Annotated in this window: 16 protein-coding genes; 5 read left to right on the top strand and 11 right to left on the bottom strand. The window is 73.2% G+C overall.

Annotation, left to right across the window (positions count from 1 at the left end; genetic code table 11):
• Positions 1–39: 39 nt before the first annotated feature.
• From FB474_RS02115 to mfd, 10 genes are all read right to left on the bottom strand, one after another.
• Positions 40–570, bottom strand: coding sequence for a glycine cleavage system transcriptional repressor (locus tag FB474_RS02115; RefSeq protein ID WP_221632405.1), 531 nt, complete (start codon positions 568–570; stop codon positions 40–42).
• Complete coding sequence (locus FB474_RS02110) at positions 567–1,868, bottom strand: NAD(P)/FAD-dependent oxidoreductase (RefSeq protein WP_141787150.1); 1,302 nt, start codon at positions 1,866–1,868, stop codon at positions 567–569. Before FB474_RS02110 ends, FB474_RS02115 begins: the two co-directional genes overlap by 4 nt.
• 105 nt (positions 1,869–1,973) lie before the next feature.
• Positions 1,974–2,831: a uracil-DNA glycosylase gene (locus tag FB474_RS02105; protein ID WP_141787149.1), complete on the bottom strand. Its 858-nt coding sequence runs from the start codon at positions 2,829–2,831 to the stop codon at positions 1,974–1,976.
• Between the two features lie 21 nt (positions 2,832–2,852).
• On the bottom strand, positions 2,853–3,800 hold the full coding sequence (locus FB474_RS02100) for a Ppx/GppA phosphatase family protein (RefSeq protein WP_141787148.1): 948 nt from the start codon (positions 3,798–3,800) through the stop codon (positions 2,853–2,855).
• Complete coding sequence (locus FB474_RS02095; protein WP_141787147.1) at positions 3,797–4,300, bottom strand: DUF501 domain-containing protein; 504 nt, start codon at positions 4,298–4,300, stop codon at positions 3,797–3,799. The genes FB474_RS02100 and FB474_RS02095 overlap by 4 nt, the downstream gene beginning before the upstream one ends.
• The gene (locus tag FB474_RS02090) at positions 4,297–4,905 is read right to left on the bottom strand and encodes an FtsB family cell division protein (protein ID WP_141787146.1); all 609 of its coding nucleotides are present in this window, start codon (positions 4,903–4,905) and stop codon (positions 4,297–4,299) included. Before FB474_RS02090 ends, FB474_RS02095 begins: the two co-directional genes overlap by 4 nt.
• Positions 4,906–4,925: 20 nt before the next feature.
• Entirely contained in the window at positions 4,926–6,215 is a 1,290-nt protein-coding gene (gene eno / locus FB474_RS02085) for a phosphopyruvate hydratase (protein WP_141787145.1), read from the bottom strand.
• 95 nt (positions 6,216–6,310) lie between these two features.
• Positions 6,311–7,282, bottom strand: coding sequence for a nucleoside triphosphate pyrophosphohydrolase (locus FB474_RS02080; protein ID WP_141787144.1), 972 nt, complete (start codon positions 7,280–7,282; stop codon positions 6,311–6,313).
• A 13-nt stretch (positions 7,283–7,295) separates the two neighbouring features.
• Entirely contained in the window at positions 7,296–7,844 is a 549-nt protein-coding gene (locus FB474_RS02075) for a hypothetical protein (RefSeq protein ID WP_141787143.1), read from the bottom strand.
• Positions 7,845–7,905: 61 nt separating this feature from the next.
• Positions 7,906–11,505, bottom strand: a complete 3,600-nt coding sequence (gene mfd, locus FB474_RS02070) for a transcription-repair coupling factor (RefSeq protein ID WP_141787142.1) — start codon at positions 11,503–11,505, stop codon at positions 7,906–7,908.
• 219 nt (positions 11,506–11,724) lie between these two features.
• On the opposite strand from mfd, the gene cysC reads away from it, so the two are divergent.
• The 5 genes from cysC (at position 11,725) to cysN (ending at position 17,229) form a co-directional block, all read left to right on the top strand.
• Complete coding sequence (cysC, locus tag FB474_RS21095; RefSeq protein WP_246092004.1) at positions 11,725–13,113, top strand: adenylyl-sulfate kinase; 1,389 nt, start codon at positions 11,725–11,727, stop codon at positions 13,111–13,113.
• Positions 13,110–14,096 (top strand): sulfite exporter TauE/SafE family protein, encoded by a 987-nt coding sequence (locus tag FB474_RS02060; RefSeq protein ID WP_185746004.1) that lies wholly within the window; start codon positions 13,110–13,112, stop codon positions 14,094–14,096. Before cysC ends, FB474_RS02060 begins: the two co-directional genes overlap by 4 nt.
• Before the next feature lie 180 nt (positions 14,097–14,276).
• A complete protein-coding gene (locus FB474_RS02055; RefSeq protein ID WP_221632404.1) occupies positions 14,277–15,053 on the top strand; it encodes a 3'(2'),5'-bisphosphate nucleotidase CysQ in 777 nt (258 codons plus the stop codon).
• On the top strand, positions 15,050–15,973 hold the full coding sequence (gene cysD, locus FB474_RS02050) for a sulfate adenylyltransferase subunit CysD (RefSeq protein ID WP_141787141.1): 924 nt from the start codon (positions 15,050–15,052) through the stop codon (positions 15,971–15,973). The genes FB474_RS02055 and cysD overlap by 4 nt, the downstream gene beginning before the upstream one ends.
• A 2-nt stretch (positions 15,974–15,975) precedes the next feature.
• Positions 15,976–17,229 carry a sulfate adenylyltransferase subunit CysN gene (cysN, locus tag FB474_RS02045; RefSeq protein ID WP_141787140.1) on the top strand — a complete coding sequence of 418 codons (1,254 nt, stop codon included), beginning with the start codon at positions 15,976–15,978 and terminating at the stop codon, positions 17,227–17,229.
• Between the two features lie 113 nt (positions 17,230–17,342).
• Here the strand turns inward: cysN and FB474_RS02040 are convergent, their stop codons facing one another.
• Positions 17,343–18,122 carry a DUF899 family protein gene (locus tag FB474_RS02040; protein ID WP_141787139.1) on the bottom strand — a complete coding sequence of 260 codons (780 nt, stop codon included), beginning with the start codon at positions 18,120–18,122 and terminating at the stop codon, positions 17,343–17,345.
• Positions 18,123–18,131 lie beyond the last annotated feature (9 nt).

Here is an 18,131-nt window from a genome sequence, read left to right as displayed (position 1 = left end):
ACCCCGGTGGCGGGCCGGCGTCCCGCCCGGGCTGCGAGCTCACAAGAGGTCGTCCTCGACGGGCGAGAGGTGCACGTCGACGCCGATCTCGTCGGCGACGATGCGCAGGTCACGCTCGAGCGCCTCCGCGGCCGCGACGTCGGGCAGCTCCAGCTCGGCCATGAGCACGTAGAGGTCGCCGCCGAGGCGGGTGCCGAGGTCGACGATGTTGCCGCCGTGCTCGGCCACCACCCGGGTGATGGTCGCGACGATGCCGGGACGGTCGGCGCCGTGGACGTGCAGGGCGTAGGACGGCCCGGAGGGGGCGCCCGGTGCGGTGTCGGCGAGGACCCGGGCGTTGATGACCAGGGAGCCGTCGGCGGTGAGGTGCCGCAGCGCGGACTCCACCGCGTCGACGCCGGCGCCGGTGCGCACGAGCAGGACCATGGCGAAGTGGCCGCGCAGCAACGTCATGGTCGAGTCCTCGAGGTTGCCGTGCAGGTCCGCGAGGGCGCCGGTGACGTCGGCGACGATGCCAGGGCGGTCCTGGCCGAGGACGGTCACGGCGATGACCTGGCCGGGGACGCTCACTGGCCACCGCCCGCGGCCTGGTGGAACTCCTCGCGGGGCGCAGCCATCTCGCCGAGGCTGACGATCTCGCGCTTGAAGAAGAGCGCCAGCGTCCAGTCGACGATGACCCGGATCTTGCGGTTGAGCGTGGGCACCCGGGACACGTGGTAGGTCCGGTGCATGAACCAGGCCGGCCAGCCGCGCAGCTTGACGCCGTAGACCTGGGCCACGCCCTTGTGCAGGCCGAGGCTCGCCACGGAGCCGACGTGCTTGTGGCGGTACGGCTCGATCTCCTTGCCCCGCAACGACTTCACGATGTTGTCGGCGAGGTGGGTCGCCTGCCGCACGGCATGCTGGGCACTGGGCGAGCAGAAGGAACCGGGGTTGGTGATGTCCGGCACCGCGGCGTTGTCGCCGGCGCCCCAGGCGTCCGCCAGGCCGTGCACGCGCAGGTCGGCGTCACACACCAGGCGGCCCTTGTCGTCCAGCGGCAGGTCGGTGTTGGCCAGCACCGGGCTGGCCTTGACACCGGCGGTCCAGACCACGGTGTCGGAGTCGAACCGCTGCCCGTCGGAGAGCACGACGTGGCCGTCGACGCACGACTCCAGCCGGGTCTCCAGCAGCACGTCCAGGCCGCGCTGGCGCAGCTCGTCGAGGGTGTAGCGGCCCATGTCCTCGCCGACCTCGGGCAGGATCCGGCCGGTCGCCTCGACGAGGACGAAACGCAGCTCGTCGGGATGGAGCTGGGGGTAGTAGCGCAGGGCGTAGCGGGCCATGTCCTCCAGCTCGGCGATCGCCTCGACGCCGGCGTAGCCACCACCGACGAAGGTGAAGGTCAGGGCCCGGCTGCGCCGCTCGGCGTCCTGGGTGGAGGCGGCCAGGTCGAGGCAGCGCAGCACGTGGTTGCGCAGCCAGATGGCCTCCTCGACCGTCTTGAACCCGATGCCCTGCTCGGCCAGGCCGGGGATGGGCAGGGTGCGGGCCTTGGAGCCGAGCGCGACGACGACCTCGTCGTAGGGCACCTCGTAGGACGGGCCCTCCAGCGGCTCGACGGTGACCACCTTGCGGGCGTGGTCGACCTTGGTCACGTGCGCGTTGATGATCTCGGCGCCCTTGAGCACCCGGCGCAGCGGGACGACCACGTGCCGTGGGCTGAGGCTGCCGGCACTCGCCTCGGGCAGGAACGGCTGGTAGGTCATGTAGGAGCGCGGGTCGATGACCGTGACGGTCGCCTCTCCGGCGCGCAGCTTCCGCAGCAACCCCAGGCTCGTGTAGAGCCCGACGTAGCCGCCTCCGAGGACCACGATGCGTTTGCTCACCGCTCGACGGTACTACTCGTGAAAGTTTTCACAAAGTCCTTTCCAGTCCGCGGACAGGCCCTTGACCCCGGTATACCGGGCCGCACCACCCCGGCCCGGCTCCCCTCACAGCCGGCTCAGGACCGCGTCGAGCATGGCCTCTGTCAGCTTGCCGGTGAAGGTGTTCTGCTGGCTGACGTGGTAGCTGCCGAGCAGGCGAATCGCCTTGCCGTTGCTGGAGACCAGCGTGGTCTCGGCACCGTGGCCGAAGCGCGGCGCGGGTCGGGGCACCGCCCAGCCGAGCCGGCGGGCGCACTGCAGCGTGGCCGTCCAGGCGATGGCCCCGAGGGCCAGGACCGAGCGCAGCGTCGGCTCGGCGAGAGCAACGTCACGGTCCAGCCAGGCCCCGCAGGTGTCCCGCTCCAGCGGCGTCGGCCGGTTCGCCGGCGGGGCGCACCGCACCGCGGCGACGATGCGTGCCCCGCTCAGCCGCTGCCCGTCGCCGCTGGCCACGCTGTGCGGCTCGGCGGCGAACCCGGCGCGGTGCAGCGCGGCGTAGATCCAGTCGCCGCTGCGGTCGCCGGTGAACATCCGCCCGGTGCGGTTGGTGCCGTTGGCCGCCGGCGCGAGGCCGACGACCAGGACCTGCGGGTGGGGGTCACCGAACCCCGGGCCGGGTCGCCCCCAGTAGGGCTGGTCGGCGAAGGAGGCGCGCTTGCCCCCGGTGGCGACCTCCTCCCGCCAGCGCACGAGGCGTGGGCAGGCCCGGCACACGCTGACCCTGGCGTCGAGCTCCTCGACATCGGGGGCCGTGCGGGCCAGGCGCGCGGCCGCCGACGCCGTCCGGGCCACCGGGGTGTCCTCCGCGGCCGGGTCGCCCGGCCAGCCGGTCCCGGGCGGCACGGGCGAGGGGAACAGACGGCCGGTCACCGGGTGGGGCAGCAGCTCCTGCGGGTCGCGCCCCGGGCCGCCGGGCTCCCCCATCGCCAGCCTCCCCAGCCCCGGTCAGCCCGCGATGCCGAGGGCGATGCCGTCGAGGATGTCGTGCTCGCTGGTGACCACCTCGGTCACGCCTGCCTCGCGCCGGACCCGCTCGACGACGAGGCGCCAGATGAGCGCCCCTGCCCCGATGACGTCCACCCGCCCCGGGTGCATGAACGGCAGGGCCGCGCGCTCGGCGTGCGACCTGGCCAGCAGGTCATCTGCCGCGGCAGCCACCGTGTCGACCGGGAGCGAGGCGAGGTGGATGCGCGCCGGGTCGTAGCCGGGCAGCGCCAGGGCGTGGGCCGTCAGGGTGGTCACGCTGCCGGCGAGGCCGACCAGGGCCTTGACCCCGGCGAGGTCCACGACGGCGGCCGCCTCGTCGATCGCGGCCTCGATGTCGCGGGTCGCCGCGGCGACCTCGGCGGCCGTGGGCGGGTCGGAGTGCAGGTGGCGCTCGGTCATCCGCACGCAGCCGATGTCGACCGAGCGGGCCTGCTCGACGTCGTCGGTGCCACGGACCAGCTCCGTGGACCCACCACCGAGGTCGACCACGAGGTAGGGGCCGGGCACGCCGCGCCCGCGCAGCTCCCCGGTCGCGCCACGGAAGGACAGCGAGGCCTCCTCGTGCCCGCTGACGACCTCGGGCGCGATACCGAAGGAGGCGAAGGCCTCACGCACCCCGGCGACGAACTCGGCGGCGTTGCGCGCGTCGCGCGAGGCGGACGTGGCCACGAAGCGGACCCGCTCGACGCCGTGCTCCTCGCACTGGGCGGCGTAGTCGCGGCAGGCGGCGAGGGTGCGCTCCATCGCGTCCGGGGCGATGACGCCGGTGCGGTCGACGCCGTAGCCGAGCCGGACGACCTCCATCCGGCGAACCACGTCGGTCAGGGTGCCGGCCACCGGGTCGACGTCGGCGATGAGCAGCCGGATCGAGTTGGTGCCGCAGTCGACCGCCCCGACGCGGGTCACTCCGCGGCCCCGCGCTCTACGCACGGGCCGCCCGCCCACCAGTCGTCGAGGGCGTCCAGGGCCTCGTCCCCGAGCGGGTTGACGCCCCGGCCCACGGCCAGGGAGTGCGCCACGAGCACGTGCAGGCACTTGACGCGGGTCGGCATGCCGCCGGCGGTGATGCCCTCGATCTCGGGCACCTCGCCCAGCTCGGCCCGGCGGCGCAGGTAGTCCTCGTGGGCCGCGGCGTAGGCGGCGGCCAGCTCGGGGTCCTCGCCCAGGCGCGCGGTCATGTCCTTCATCAGCCCGCTGGTCTCCAGCGTGCTGATGGCGCCGGTCAGGCGGGGGCAGGTGGCGTAGTAGGTCGTCGGGAACGGCGTGCCGTCGGGCAGCCGCGGCTCGGTGCGCAGCACGTCGGGGTTGCCGCACGGGCAGCGGTGCGCCACCTCGGCGACACCACGGGGTGGACGGCCGAGCTGCTGCTCCACGGCGGCGAGGTCGGCGGCGTCAACGGTGCTCATGGGGTGCTGTGTCCTGGGGTGGGGAGCGGGGCGGGCGTCGTGGCGCCCGGCGTGGGCTGGGGCGGGGTGTCGGCGATGACCATCGACTCCCAGAGCTGGCCGTACCACGGGTGGTTGCGGCCGGAGGCAGCCGGCACGGAGGCGACCTGGGGGTCCTTGCGCTGCGGCGAGGCCGGGCTGGCGTCGAGCACGGTGAACGAGCGCTCGCCGACCTTGACCATCTTGAGGCGCTGGCGCGCCTGCTCCTGGATGTAGGCGGGGTCGTCCCACTGCTGCTTCTGCACGCGCAGCGCATCGACGGCCTTGCCCTGCTGGGCGACCTTGTGCCGCATCGCCTCGATCTCGCCCTGCTGGCGCAGGTAGGAGCGCAGGGTCGGCACCAGGAGGACCGCGAGCATGACGAAGATCGAGGCGAGGATGGCCATCCGGCGCAGGGAGCGGGGCGTGCGCTGGTCGCCCCGCGGACGGCGGCTGCGGGCCGAGGTCGCGGGCCGGCCGGCGGACTTGCGGGGGGTGGAGGGACGGCTCGTGGCCGCCGCACCGGACCGTGGCGAGCCGGTGCGCCGAGGACTCCTCGGCGCACTGCCCGGTCGGTTGGCGGCCACGAGCGGTGTCCCTGCCCGGGCTAGGCCCGGTCGCCCTTGAACCGCGGGAAGGCGCCGGCGCCGGCGTAGCGCGCGGCCTCGTCGAGCTCCTCCTCGATGCGCAGGAGCTGGTTGTACTTCGCGACACGCTCGGAGCGGGCCGGGGCACCGGTCTTGATCTGGCCGCAGTTGGTGGCGACGGCCAGGTCGGCGATGGTGGTGTCCTCGGTCTCGCCGGAGCGGTGGCTCATCATCGCGCGGTAGCCGTTGCGCTGGGCCAGGTCGACCGCGTCGAGGGTCTCGGTCAGCGAGCCGATCTGGTTGACCTTGACCAGCAGCGCGTTGGCGGTGGCGTTGTCGATGCCGCGCTGCAGCCGCTCGGGGTTGGTGACGAACAGGTCGTCGCCGACGATCTGGACCTTGTCGCCGAGCACCGCGGTGATGGTCGCCCAGCCCTCCCAGTCGTCCTCGTCCAGCGGGTCCTCGATGGACACCAGCGGGTAGGCCTCGACGAGCTCGGCGTAGTAGGCCGTCATCTCGGCGGCGGTGCGCTGCTGCCCCTCGAAGGTGTAGACGCCGTCCTCACAGAACTCCGAGGCCGCGACGTCGAGCGCCAGGGCGATGTCGGTGCCCAGGGTGTAGCCGGCCTTGGCGACCGCCTCGCTGATGATGTCGAGCGCCGCACGGTTGCTCTCGAGGTTCGGTGCGAAGCCGCCCTCGTCGCCCAGGCCGGTGGACAGGCCGCGCTCCTTCAGGACCGCCTTGAGCGCGTGGTAGACCTCGGTGCCCCAGCGCAGCGCCTCCCGGAAGGAGCCGGCCCCGATCGGGGCGATCATGAACTCCTGGATGTCCACGTTGGAGTCGGCGTGCGACCCACCGTTGAGGATGTTCATCATCGGCACGGGCAGCACGTGGGCGTTGGGACCGCCGACGTAGCGGAACAGGGGCAGGCCCGCGGAGTCGGCCGCCGCACGGGCCACGGCGAGCGAGACACCGAGGATGGCGTTGGCGCCGAGGGTGCCCTTGTTGGCGGTGCCGTCCATGGCGAGCATCTCGGCGTCGACGAGCCGTTGCTCGCTCGCCTCGAAGCCCAGCAGGCGCGGGCCGATCTCGTCGAGGACGGCGTCGACCGCCTGCTCGACGCCCTTGCCGCCGTAGCGGTTCTTGTCACCGTCGCGGCGCTCGACCGCCTCGAACGCGCCGGTCGACGCGCCGGAGGGAACTGCCGCGCGGGCGATCGTGCCGTCGTCGAGGGCGACCTCGACCTCGACGGTGGGGTTGCCGCGCGAGTCAAGGATCTCGCGCGCGCCTACTGCCTCGATGCTGGCCACAAACATCTCCATCGGTGGGCCGGACGGATACGACAGGAGCCTAACGGCTGGGCCTGCCCCCGCCGGTGACCGACCCGCACCGTGGGACCGCGGGCTCAGGCCCCGTCGGCCCTGACCTGCGCCTCGACCTCGCGCAGCGTCGCCCGCAGGGCCGCCTCGGCGTCGACCCCGGCGGCCCTCGCCCGGGCCACCAGGGCGAGCAGCTGGGCGCCCACGTCCTCCCCTGCCGTCGCGTCGGTCGCGACCTGCGCAGCCCCGGCCCGCTCCAGCCGGGAGAGCACCTTGTCGGCCCGCGCCAGCGCGGGCAGGCCAGCCGGTATGCCGTCCAGCGGCGAGTCGCGGTGGGGCTTCTCCTGCGCCTTGATGGCCTCCCAGTTCGCGGTCACGTCCTCGGCGGTCTCGGCCTCGACGTCGGCGAACACGTGCGGGTTGCGCCGGACGAGCTTGTCGACGAGGGCCGCGGCCACGTCGTCGACGTCGAACGGCGCCGCCGGGTCCTCGGCGGCGACCCGGGCGTGGAAGGCGACCTGGAAGAGCAGGTCGCCGAGCTCCTCGAGCATGTGGGCCCGGTCGCCGGACTCGATCGCCTCGACGACCTCGTAGGCCTCCTCGATGAGGTAGGGCAGCAAGGACTCGTGGGTCTGCTCGGCGTACCACGGGCAGACGCCCGGGGTGCGCAGCCGGTCCATCACGGCCACGAGGTCCAGCAGCCGGGACCCCGGCACGTCCCAGGACCCGACCAGCACCTCGACCTCCGGCGGCTCGGGCCGGCGGCTGACCTCCGCCGCGAGGGCGTCGGTCAGGCCCGGGTCGCCGTCGGCGGAGCCCAGCCACACCACTTCCCCCTGGTCCGCGCGGTCGGCGAGGAGGCGGGCCAGCACGGCGGGGTGCTCGGCACCCACGTGCGCGACCGGCATACCCGACTCGGCGACCGCGACGGCCTGGGCCTCGTCCTCGTCGCGGGCGAGGACGGCCGCGGCCGACGCGAGCACGTCCCACGCGTCGCGGGTGAGCAGGCCCGGCGCGACGCGCGGGCTGCTGAGCAGGAGGGTCAGGCGGTGCGCCACGCGGGCCTGCGGACTACTGGCCGGAGGGGACGGACGGGGCAGTGGTGGCGTTGGCCTGCGGGACCTTCTTGATCCAGTTCGGCTCGCTGGTGTCCAGGCGCAGGGTCTTGGGGTCGAGCTTGCCGTAGCGCGGGTTGACCGTGATCTTGGCCTTCTGCACCTCGGCGAGGACGCCCTGGACCTGCTCCTGGGTCAGCCCCTGCAGCGCGATGAACGTGCGGGCGAACTGGAGCGTGGCCGGCGAGGGGTTGGCCAGCTTGGTCAGCGCCGCCTTGGCCTGGGACTCGGAGACCCCGTGACCGCCCTTGGCCGCCGCGTCGAGGACGTAGGGCGAGACGATGAGGAAGACCAGCGTGTCGGAGGCGGTGAACGGCTGCTGCAGCCCCTCGACCCCCTTGTTGGTCTCCTGGGCCGCGGTCTGCACGTCCTGGTCGCTGATGACCCGGTTGCCGACGATCGCGGCGGCACCGGCCTCCTGCGGGCCGCAGCCGGACAGGGCCAGGGCGGCACCGAGGATCAGGGCGACCGGCGCGGCGGCGCGGGCCGTCGGGAGAACCTTCACGGACGTTCCTTTCGTCGTGCCGCCGGGTGCCGGCGCGCGCGGGTCGAGCACATCATGGCCGTCAGCTCGAGGCCACGCGCGCGGCGCTGGCCACGCTGTCGAGCAGGACCGCGTGGATCAGGTCGCTGGCCCACCGCAGGACTGCGGTGTCGCGCAGCGGCTTGCCACCCACCCTCGCGGTCATGGGCTTGGGCACGAGAATCGTACGGACCTGGTCCTTGACCAGCGACCCCGGGTAGAGCCGCTGCAGCCGCAGCTGCTGGCTCTCGGGCAGCTCGAGTGGCCCGAACCGCACGAAGTTGCCCTGGACGCTGATGTCGGCGACGCCCGCCTGGCGCGCCACTGTGCGCAGCCGAGCGACCTCGAGCAGGTTCTGCACCGGCTCGGGAGGGGCGCCGTAGCGGTCGCGCAGCTCGGCCTCGATCTCGGCCAGGCCGGCCTCGTCCTCCACGACGGCGAGCTTCTTGTAGGCCTCCAGGCGCAGCCGCTCCCCCGGCACGTAGTCGTGCGGGAGGTGCGCGTCGACGGGGAGCTCGATCTTGATCTCGACCGGCGCCGTGTCGGCCTCCCCGCGATAGTCCGCCACCGCCTCGCCGACCAGCCGCACGTAGAGGTCGAACCCGACCCCGGCGATGTGGCCGGACTGCTCGCCGCCCAGCAGGTTGCCGGCGCCACGGATCTCGAGGTCCTTCATGGCCACCTGCATGCCGGCGCCGAGGTCGGTGTGGCTGGCGATGGTCTGCAGGCGGTCGTGCGCCGTCTCCGTCAGCGGCTTCTCCGGCGGGTAGAGGAAGTAGGAGTAGGCACGCTCGCGGCCGCGCCCCACCCGGCCGCGCAGCTGGTGCAGCTGGGACAGGCCGAGCACGTCGGCGCGCTCGACGATGAGCGTGTTGGCGTTGGAGATGTCCAGGCCGGTCTCGACGATGGTGGTGCAGACCAGCACGTCGAACTTCTTCTCCCAGAAGTCGAGGACGACCTGCTCGAGGCGGTGCTCGCCCATCTGGCCGTGTGCGGTGGCGACCCGTGCCTCGGGCACCAGCTCGCGGAGCCGGGCGGCGGCCTTCTCGATCGAGCTGACCTTGTTGTGGACCATGAAGACCTGGCCCTCACGCAGCAGCTCGCGCCGGATGGCGGCCACGATCTGCTTCTCGTCGTAGGCGCCGACGAAGGTCAGGACCGGGTGGCGCTCCTCGGGCGGGGTGGCCAGGGTCGACATCTCGCGGATGCCGGTGACCGCCATCTCGAGCGTGCGCGGGATCGGGGTCGCCGACATCGCGAGGACGTCGACCGCGGTGCGCATCTGCTTGAGCTGCTCCTTGTGCTCGACACCGAAGCGCTGCTCCTCGTCGACGACGACCAGCCCGAGGTCCTTGAACCGCACCTCCTTCGAGAGCAGCCGGTGGGTGCCGATGACCAGGTCGACGCTGCCGTCGGCCAGGCCCTCGAGCACCCGCTTCGCCTCGGCGTCGGTCTGGAACCGGGACAGCGCCTTGACCACCACGGGGAACTGGGCGTAGCGCTCGGAGAAGGTCTGGAAGTGCTGCTGCACCAGCAGCGTCGTGGGCACGAGGACGGCGACCTGCTTGCCGTCCTGGATCGCCTTGAACGCCGCCCGCACCGCGATCTCGGTCTTGCCGTAGCCGACGTCGCCGCAGATGAGGCGGTCCATCGGCACCGAGCGCTCCATGTCGACCTTGACCTCGTCGATGCTGCTCAGCTGGTCGGGCGTCTCGACGTAGGCGAAGGCGTCCTCGAGCTCGCGCTGCCACGGGGTGTCCGGCCCGAAGGCGTGGCCCCGGGTGGCCATGCGGGCGCTGTAGAGCCGGATCAGCTCGCCGGCGATCTGCTTGACGTGCTTCTTGGCCCGGCTCTTGGTCTTGGCCCAGTCGGCGCCGCCGAGCTTGTTCAGCGTCGGGGCCTCGCCGCCGACGTAGCGGGTGACCTGGTCGAGCTGGTCGGTCGGCACGGACAGCCGGTCGGCGGGCTGGCCACGACGGCTGGCGGCGTACTCGATCACGAGGTACTCGCGGGTCGCGCCGCCGACGGTGCGCTGCATCATCTCCACGAACCGGCCCACGCCGTGCTGCTCGTGCACGACGAAGTCGCCGGGGCGCAGCTGGAGCGGGTCGACCATGTTGCGTCGGCGCGAGGGCATGCGGCGCATGTCCTTGGTGGTGTTGCCCTGACCCGGCTGGCCGGTCAGGTCGGCCTCGGTGACCACGGCCAGCCGCGCCCCGGGCAGCACGAAGCCGCGGCCGAGCGCGCCGGTCGTCACGTGGACGAGCCCCGGTGACAGGTCGTCGGCGCCGTCCTCCAGCCGGCCGGGCACGTCGTGCTCGGCGAGCACCTCGGTGACGCGCCGGGCCAGGCCGTGCCCCTCGGTGACGACGAGGGTGTGCCAGCCCTCGGCGGCCCAGCGACGCAGGTCGCCCACCGCCGCCTCGGTGTCACCGCGATAGGCCTCGACGTCGGAGGAGTCGATGGTGACCCGCTCGCCGGGCAGGTCGTCCTCGGCGAACTCGGCCAGCTCGGCGTCAGAGGCGAAGGAGGTGAGCGACCACCACGGGCGACCGGTGGCGAGGGCATGCTCGCGCACCTGGGCCAGGGACCAGTAGGACGCGGTGCCGAGGACCCCCTGCAGGTCGACGGGCACGGCGTTGCCGGCGGCGGCGTTGGCCCAGCTGGCCTCGAGGAACTCGGCGCTGGTGGCCACCAGGTCGTGCGCCCGGGTGCGCACCCGCTCGGGGTCGACCAGCACGACCTGGGTGCCCGGGCGCAGGACGTCCAGCAGCGACTCCATGCCGTCGACCAGGGCCGGGGCAAGGGACTCCATGCCCTCCACGGCGATGCCCTCGGACAGCTTGCCGAGCATGTCGGCGACGCCGGGCAGCTGCTCGGCCAGGGCGGCGGCGCGCTTGCGGACCGACTCGGTCAGCAGCACCTCACGGCACGGCGGCGCCCACAGGCCGTGCTCGGCGATCTCGAGGCTGCGCTGGTCGGCGACCTTGAACCAGCGGATCTCCTCGACGGTGTCACCCCAGAACTCCACGCGCACCGGGTGCTCCTCGGTGGGTGGGAACACGTCGAGGATGCCGCCGCGGACGGCGAACTCGCCGCGCCGCTCGACCAGGTCGGTGCGGGTGTAGGCGGCCGCCGCGAGCGCCTCGACGACCTCCTCCAGCGGGGCCTCCTGCCCCGCGGTCAGGGCGACCGGGACCAGCTCGGCGAGGCCAGTGACCAGGGGCTGCAGCAGCGCGCGCACCGGGGCGACGACCACGTCGAGCACGCCGTATGCCGGGTCGGCCGGGTCCGGGTGCGCCAGCCGCCGCAGGACGGCCAGGCGGCGCCCGACGGTGTCGCTGCGGGGCGAGAGCCGCTCGTGCGGCAGCGTCTCCCAGGACGGGAACTCGGCGACCCGGTCCGCGGGCAGGAAGCAGCGCAGGGCGGACGCGAGGTCCTCGGCCTCGCGGCCGGTGGCAGTCACGGCGAGGACCGGGTGGGCCGATCCCCCGCCGGCGCCGGCGAGGGCGGCGAGCAGCGGCGGGCGGGCACCGGCTGCCACTGCCACGTCGACGACCCGCTCGCCGCTGTCGGCCGCGGCGAGGGCGGCCCGGACGGGCGCGTCAGTGGTGAGGACGTCGAGCAGGCTGGTGAGGCTCATGGCTCCTGCAGGGGGTGCGGTGGACAGCACGAAAGCCCCACTTCCGGTGGAAGCGGGCGTTCTTCAGGGTACGACTGCCGCCCGACACCGGCGCACGGGCGCGGATTTGGCCGACTGCGAGACGGGGCGCGGTGCCCGTCCTTACCGTGGAAGGCGCGGGCACAGGGGGCCACGTCCGGGAACACCGGCGCGGCTGACCCCGCGGGATGGAGCTGCGCCGTGCCCGACGACCCGACGATGCCCGCGGACACCACCGCGCCCCAGGTGGACCTCGACCCGGCCGCCGTGTTCGACCTCGAGCTCGTGCTGATGCGCGTGCTGCAGGGCGCGCAGCCGCTGGGCATGCCCCTCACCGTGGCCGACCCGGCCACCCCCGGCGTGGACCCGCCGGAGGTGCGCCTGCAGCTGCCGGAGGAGCTCGCCGACCGGGTCGCCGCCGCCGGGAGCGTGGTGCTGCGCGACCACGAGGCCACGCCCCTGGCGCTGCTCGAGGACGTCCGCGTGGGCGCACCGGCGTCCGCCGGTCCCGGGCTGGAGCTGGCCGGGCGGGCCCGCGCGCTGCGACCGCGGGAGTCAGGCGAGAACCGCGGCGAGGCGTTGCGCCCCGGTGACCTCGAGTCCGCCGACGCCCTCGTCGTCGTGGGCCGGCCGCCGATGACCGGCGACGCCGAGGCGCTGGCCGCCGCCGTCGCTGCCGCCTCGGGCCGGGTGCTGGTGCTCGTCTCCGAAGGTCCCTCCCAGGACGGCCTGGTGCCCGGGTCGGTGATGCTGCGGCTCGCCCGGTTGCTCGCCGCGGAGCTGGGTCCCGCCGAGCGGGTGCAGGTGCGCTCGGCACCGCTGGCCTGGAGGGACCCGGACAGCGACCTGGTCCTGGGCCAGCTGCTCAGCAGCGCCGCCGGCGCGGTCCCGCTGGTGCACCTGGCAGCCCGGGACGAGGCCAAGGGTGCACGGCAGTGGCAGGAGGCCCGCGAGGCCCTCCAGCTCGGCACCGACGCCCAGCTGTCCCTGCTCAGCCCGGGCGCGGAGCCGGTGCTGCGGCGGTGGCGCCCGCCGCGCCACGAGCGGGGACTGGTCGTGATGTTCACCGGGCTGTCCGGGTCGGGCAAGTCCACCCTCGCCCGCGCCCTGCGCGAGCGGATCGCGGGCCTGAGCGACCGGTCGGTGACCCTGCTCGACGGCGACGTGGTGCGGCAGATGCTCTCCGCCGGGCTCGGCTTCGACAGGGCGTCCCGCGAGATGAACGTGCGCCGCATCGGCTACGTCGCCAGCGAGATCGCCCGCCACGGCGGCATCGCCGTGTGCGCCCCCATCGCCCCCTACGCCAGCACCCGGGCCGCGGTCCGTGCCATGGTGGAACCGGTGGGCGACATGGTGCTGGTGCACGTGTCCACCCCTCTGGAGGAGTGCGAGGCCCGCGACCTGAAGGGCCTGTACGCCAAGGCGCGGGCCGGGCTGGTGCCCGGGTTCACCGGCGTCTCCGACCCCTACGAGGAACCCCTCGACGCGGAGGTCACCGTGGACACCTCGCAGATGGACCCGGACGAAGCCGTCGCCCACGTCCTGGGCTACCTGCGCGTCGGGGGCTGGCTGGCGGAGGTGGACGCATGAGCATCGACCCGTTGATGGTGCTGGCATCACTGGGCATCGGCGTCGTCGTCGGGCTGACCGGCATGGGCGGTGGCGCGCTCATGACCCCGGTCATGGTGCTGCTGTTCAACGTACCTCCGCTCACCGCGGTGTCCAGCGACCTGGTCGCCAGCGCGGTGATGAAGCCGGTCGGCTCGTTCGTGCACCTGCGCCGCGGCACGGTGAACCTGGGCCTGGTGAAGTGGCTGTGCCTCGGGTCGGTCCCGGCCGCCTTCTGCGGCGTGCTGGTCACCCGCGCCCTGGGCAGCGGCAAGGAGGTCCAGGACGCGGTTCAGACCGCGCTCGGCGTCGCGCTGCTCGTCGCCGCAGCCGGCCTGATCATCCGGGCCTACCTGCGCCTGTCCGAGCGGGCGCGGCGCCGTGACGGCTCCGCCGAGGCGCTGCCCCAGGACCGCCCCGAGGTGCGCATGCGCCCCCTGCCCACGGTCCTCGTCGGCGCGGTCGGCGGCTTGGTCGTCGGCATGACCTCGGTCGGGTCCGGCTCGCTCATCATCATCGCCCTCATGGCGCTCTACCCGCGGCTCAAGGCCAGCCAGCTCGTGGGCACCGACCTGCTCCAGGCCGTCCCGCTCGTGGCCGCCGCTGCGCTCGGGCACATCCTCTTCGGCGACTTCAAGCTCGGGCTCACCGCCTCGCTGCTGCTCGGGGCCGTCCCGGGCGTGTGGGTCGGCGCCCAGCTGTCCTCGCGCGCGCCCGGCGGCGTGGTCCGGCGCGCGCTGGCGTTCGTGCTGCTGGCCTCCGCGCTGAAGCTGCTGGGCGTCTCCACCCCGGCCACCGGTATCGCGCTGGTCGCCGTCGCCCTCGTCGCACCGGTGCTGTGGATGCTCATCCGGCGCCGCCTGGGCTTCCCCGCCCTGGCCGGGCGTCGCGCGCGGGCACGCCTGCGCCGGGCGCAGGCGGACGGACCCCTGGCGGACGGGCCCCTGCCGCAGACGGAGTCCTGACCCCGGCAAAGGGGTGACGCCGCACTACGCCTTGCTGGCGATCAGCCACCGATCCCGCACAACCACACTCGAATTGGCCGTCTTGAGCACCAATTCCCCTGTCACTACGACGAATGGGGCCATCTGGTCGCCAGGCCGGGCCCAGGGGCGGAGGCGCGCCTCCAGGACGAGGGAGACGGTGTGGGTCACGAGGACGACGTACTGGCGCGGGAGCTGGCGGACGAGGCGGGCGAGCTCCTGCTGGAGCTGCGCAGCTCCGGCCTGACCGACATGGCCGAGCTGCGCCGCCAGGGTGATGCGCGCTCCCACGAGCTGCTCACGCGGCGGCTCGCGGAGGAGCGGCCGGACGACGCGGTGCTCAGCGAGGAGGGCCTGGACGACCGGGCCCGCCTGGCCGCGGAGCGGGTGTGGATCATCGACCCGCTCGACGGCACCAGGGAGTTCGGCGAGCCGCCCCGCGACGACTGGGCGGTGCACGTCGCCCTGTGGGAGCGCGGCGAGCTGGTCGCCGGCGCCGTGGGCCGCCCCGCCCGCCACTCCACGCTGGCGACGGACGCCCCACCGGCCCGGCCGGCCGGCATACCGGTGCGGTTGCGGTTGGCGGTGAGCCGCTCGCGGCCACCGGCGTTCGTGCAGGAGCTGGCCCGGCGGCTGGACGCCGAGCTGGTCCCCATGGGGTCTGCGGGGGTCAAGGCGACCGCGGTGCTGGACGGCACCGTCGACGCCTACGTGCACGCCGGCGGGCAGTACGAGTGGGACTCGGCCGCGCCGGTGGCCGTGGCCCGCGCGGCCGGGCTGCACACCAGCCGGATCGACGGCACGCCACTGACCTACAACCACAGCGACCCGCTGCTGCCCGACCTGCTCATCTGCCGTCCCGAGGTGAGCGATCGCGTGCTCGCGGCCATCGCCGAGCTGACCCCTGCTGCCGTCACGCACGAGGAGAAGGCCTCATGAACCCCCCGCCCCCGGTCGCCAACGACTACCAGCTCAGCCAGCTGGACGCGCTGGAGGCCGAGTCGATCTTCATCTTCCGCGAGGTGGTCGCCGAGCTCGAGAAGCCGGTGCTGCTGTTCTCCGGCGGCAAGGACTCGATCGTCATGCTGCGCCTGGCGGAGAAGGCGTTCTGGCCGGCCCGGATCCCCTTCCCGGTCATGCACGTCGACACCGGGCACAACTTCCCCGAGGTGCTGGAGTTCCGGGACCGCCGGGTGCGCGAGCTCAAGGTGCAGCTCATCGTCGCCAGCGTGCAGGAGGCGATCGACAACGGGTCGGTCGTCGAGCCGCCGGACGGCACGCGCAACCGGATCCAGACGCCGGTGCTGCTCGACGCCCTCGCCAAGCACCGGTTCACCGCGGTCTTCGGCGGCGCCCGACGGGACGAGGACAAGGCGCGCGCCAAGGAGCGCATCTTCAGCTTCCGGGACGAGTTCGGCCAGTGGGACCCCAAGAACCAGCGCCCCGAGCTGTGGAACGCCTACAACGGCCAGATCCACGTCGGGGAGAGCATCCGGGTCTTCCCCCTGTCGAACTGGACCGAGCTCGACATCTGGTCCTACATCGCCCGGGAGGAGATCGCCCTGCCGGCGCTGTACTTCGCGCACGACCGCGAGGTCGTCGAGCGCGACGGGATGCTGTTCGGCGCCAACGAGTTCTTCCGCCCGCGGGACGGCGAGGCCACCTCGGTGCAGCGGGTGCGCTACCGCACCGTGGGCGACGCGAGCCTCACCGCGGCGGTCCCCTCCGACGCCGACACCGTGGAGAAGGTGATCGAGGAGGTCGCCACCACCCGGATCACCGAGCGCGGCGCCACGCGCGGCGACGACAAGTTCAGCGAAGCAGCCATGGAAGACCGCAAGCGGGAAGGGTACTTCTGATCGTGGACATCCTGAGGTTCGCCACTGCCGGCTCCGTCGACGACGGCAAGAGCACGCTGATCGGCCGGCTGCTCTACGACACCAAGACGGTCTTCCAGGACCAGATGGACTCGGTCGAGCGCACCAGCCGGGACCGCGGCGAGGAGCACGTCAACCTCGCGCTGCTCACCGACGGCCTGCGCGCGGAGCGCGAGCAGGGCATCACGATCGACGTGGCCTACCGCTACTTCTCCACCCCCCGGCGCAAGTTCATCATCGCCGACACCCCCGGGCACGTGCAGTACACCCGGAACATGGTGACCGGCGCCTCGACCGCCGACCTGGCGCTGGTGCTCGTCGACGCGCGCAAGGGCATCGTCGAGCAGAGCCGCCGGCACGCGTTCCTGGCGACGCTGCTGCAGGTCCCGCACATCGTGCTCTGCGTCAACAAGATGGACCTCGTCGACTACTCCGAGGAGGTCTTCGACGAGATCCACGCCGAGTTCGTCTCCTTCGCCGCCAAGCTGCGCGTGCCGGACCTCACCGTGCTGCCGGTGTCGGCGCTGCACGGCGACAACGTGGTGACCCGCTCGGCGAAGATGCCCTGGTTCGACGGGCCGAGCCTGCTGCACCACCTCGAGACGGTGCACGTCGCCAGCGACCGCAACCTCATCGACGTCCGCTTCCCGGTGCAGTACGTCATCCGGCCCCAGTCCGACGACTGGCACGACTACCGCGGGTATGCCGGGCAGATCGCCGGTGGCGTGCTGCGCCGCGGCGACGAGGTGATGGCGCTGCCGTCGGGGTTCACCTCGCGGATCAAGTCGATCGAGACCGCGGACGGCGAGCTCGAGGAGGCCTTCGCGCCGATGTCGGTGACGGTGCGCCTGGAGGACCAGATCGACATCTCCCGCGGCGACATGCTGTGCCGGCCGACGAACAGGCCCGTGGTCGCCCAGGACGTCGACGCGATGATCTGCTGGATGGACGAGAGCGCCCCGCTGCAGGTCGGGCGCAAGTACGCCATCAAGCACACGACCCGCTCGGCGCGCACCATCATCCGCGACCTCAGCTACCGCCTGGACGTCAACACGCTGCACCGCGACGAGGACGCCCAGGAGCTGCGGCTCAACGAGATCGGCCGGGTCAAGCTGCGCACCACGGCACCGCTGATGTGCGACGAGTACTCCCGCAACCGCACCACCGGCGGGTTCGTGCTCATCGACGAGGGCACCCACCGCACGGTCGCGGCGGGCATGATCGGCGAGGCGTCCTGACGGGCGGGCGCTCAGCCCGGGGCGTCCCACTCACGCCCCACCGAACACACCAGGTCCGTCGGATCACCCTGGGGGAACGGGCGATCCGGCGGACCTGGTGCCTCCGGCCGGTGTCACGTCCCGCAACAGGAGGCCTTCGCCGCCACGACGCCCGGTCGGGACGCCACGACGCCCGGTCGGGACGCCGCGACGCCCGGTCGGGACCACTGCGCCACCGGGCGGCCGTCGAGGCGCCACGGGTGTCCCTCGACCCGCGGCCAGCCTGCGGGTGAGTCCTCCCATGGCTCCTGCCGGCCGTACACGGTCAGGTCCAGCGCGTGGTAGCTCGTCGTCAGCGCCTCCACGCCCCTGTCGGTCGTCCAGTACGTCTCGTAGACCTGGTCCCCGTCGCGCAGGTAGCACGCGATGAACCCGAAGTCGCGTCCGTCGAGCAGGCCGGGGTCGGAGTCCCTCGCCGAGTACCAGGGGAACGGGTACCCCATGAACTGCGCGAACGCGGCGCTCTCGTCGTAGGCGCCCTGGCCGAACACGGCATACGTCACGTCCCGGGCGTGCAGGTAGTCCAGCGTCTGCATGTGGCAGGTCGAGAAGGTGCAGCCCTCGCACTGGTCCTCGAACGGCGCACCGTCGTGCCACATGTGGAAGTAGGCGATGAGCATCCGGCGGCCCTCGAACGCCTCCACCAGCGGAACGCTGCCGCCAGCGCCCTCGACGGTCACCTCGGGCACCAAGGTCATCGGCAGCCGGCGGCGGGCGGCGGCGATCGCGTCCCCTTCTCGGGTGTGGGCCTTCTCCCGGGCCAGCAGCGCCTCGCGCTCGCGCAGCCACGCCTGCCGGTCGACGACCGGGGGCAGGGCAGGGCGGTGTGCCGAGGGTGTCGGGGTTGTCGTCATGACGCGTCT

Source organism: Oryzihumus leptocrescens, from assembly GCF_006716205.1.
In the GTDB taxonomy this organism is placed as follows: Bacteria; Actinomycetota; Actinomycetes; order Actinomycetales; family Dermatophilaceae; genus Oryzihumus; species Oryzihumus leptocrescens.
This window is presented reverse-complemented; position numbering and strand designations above follow the sequence as displayed.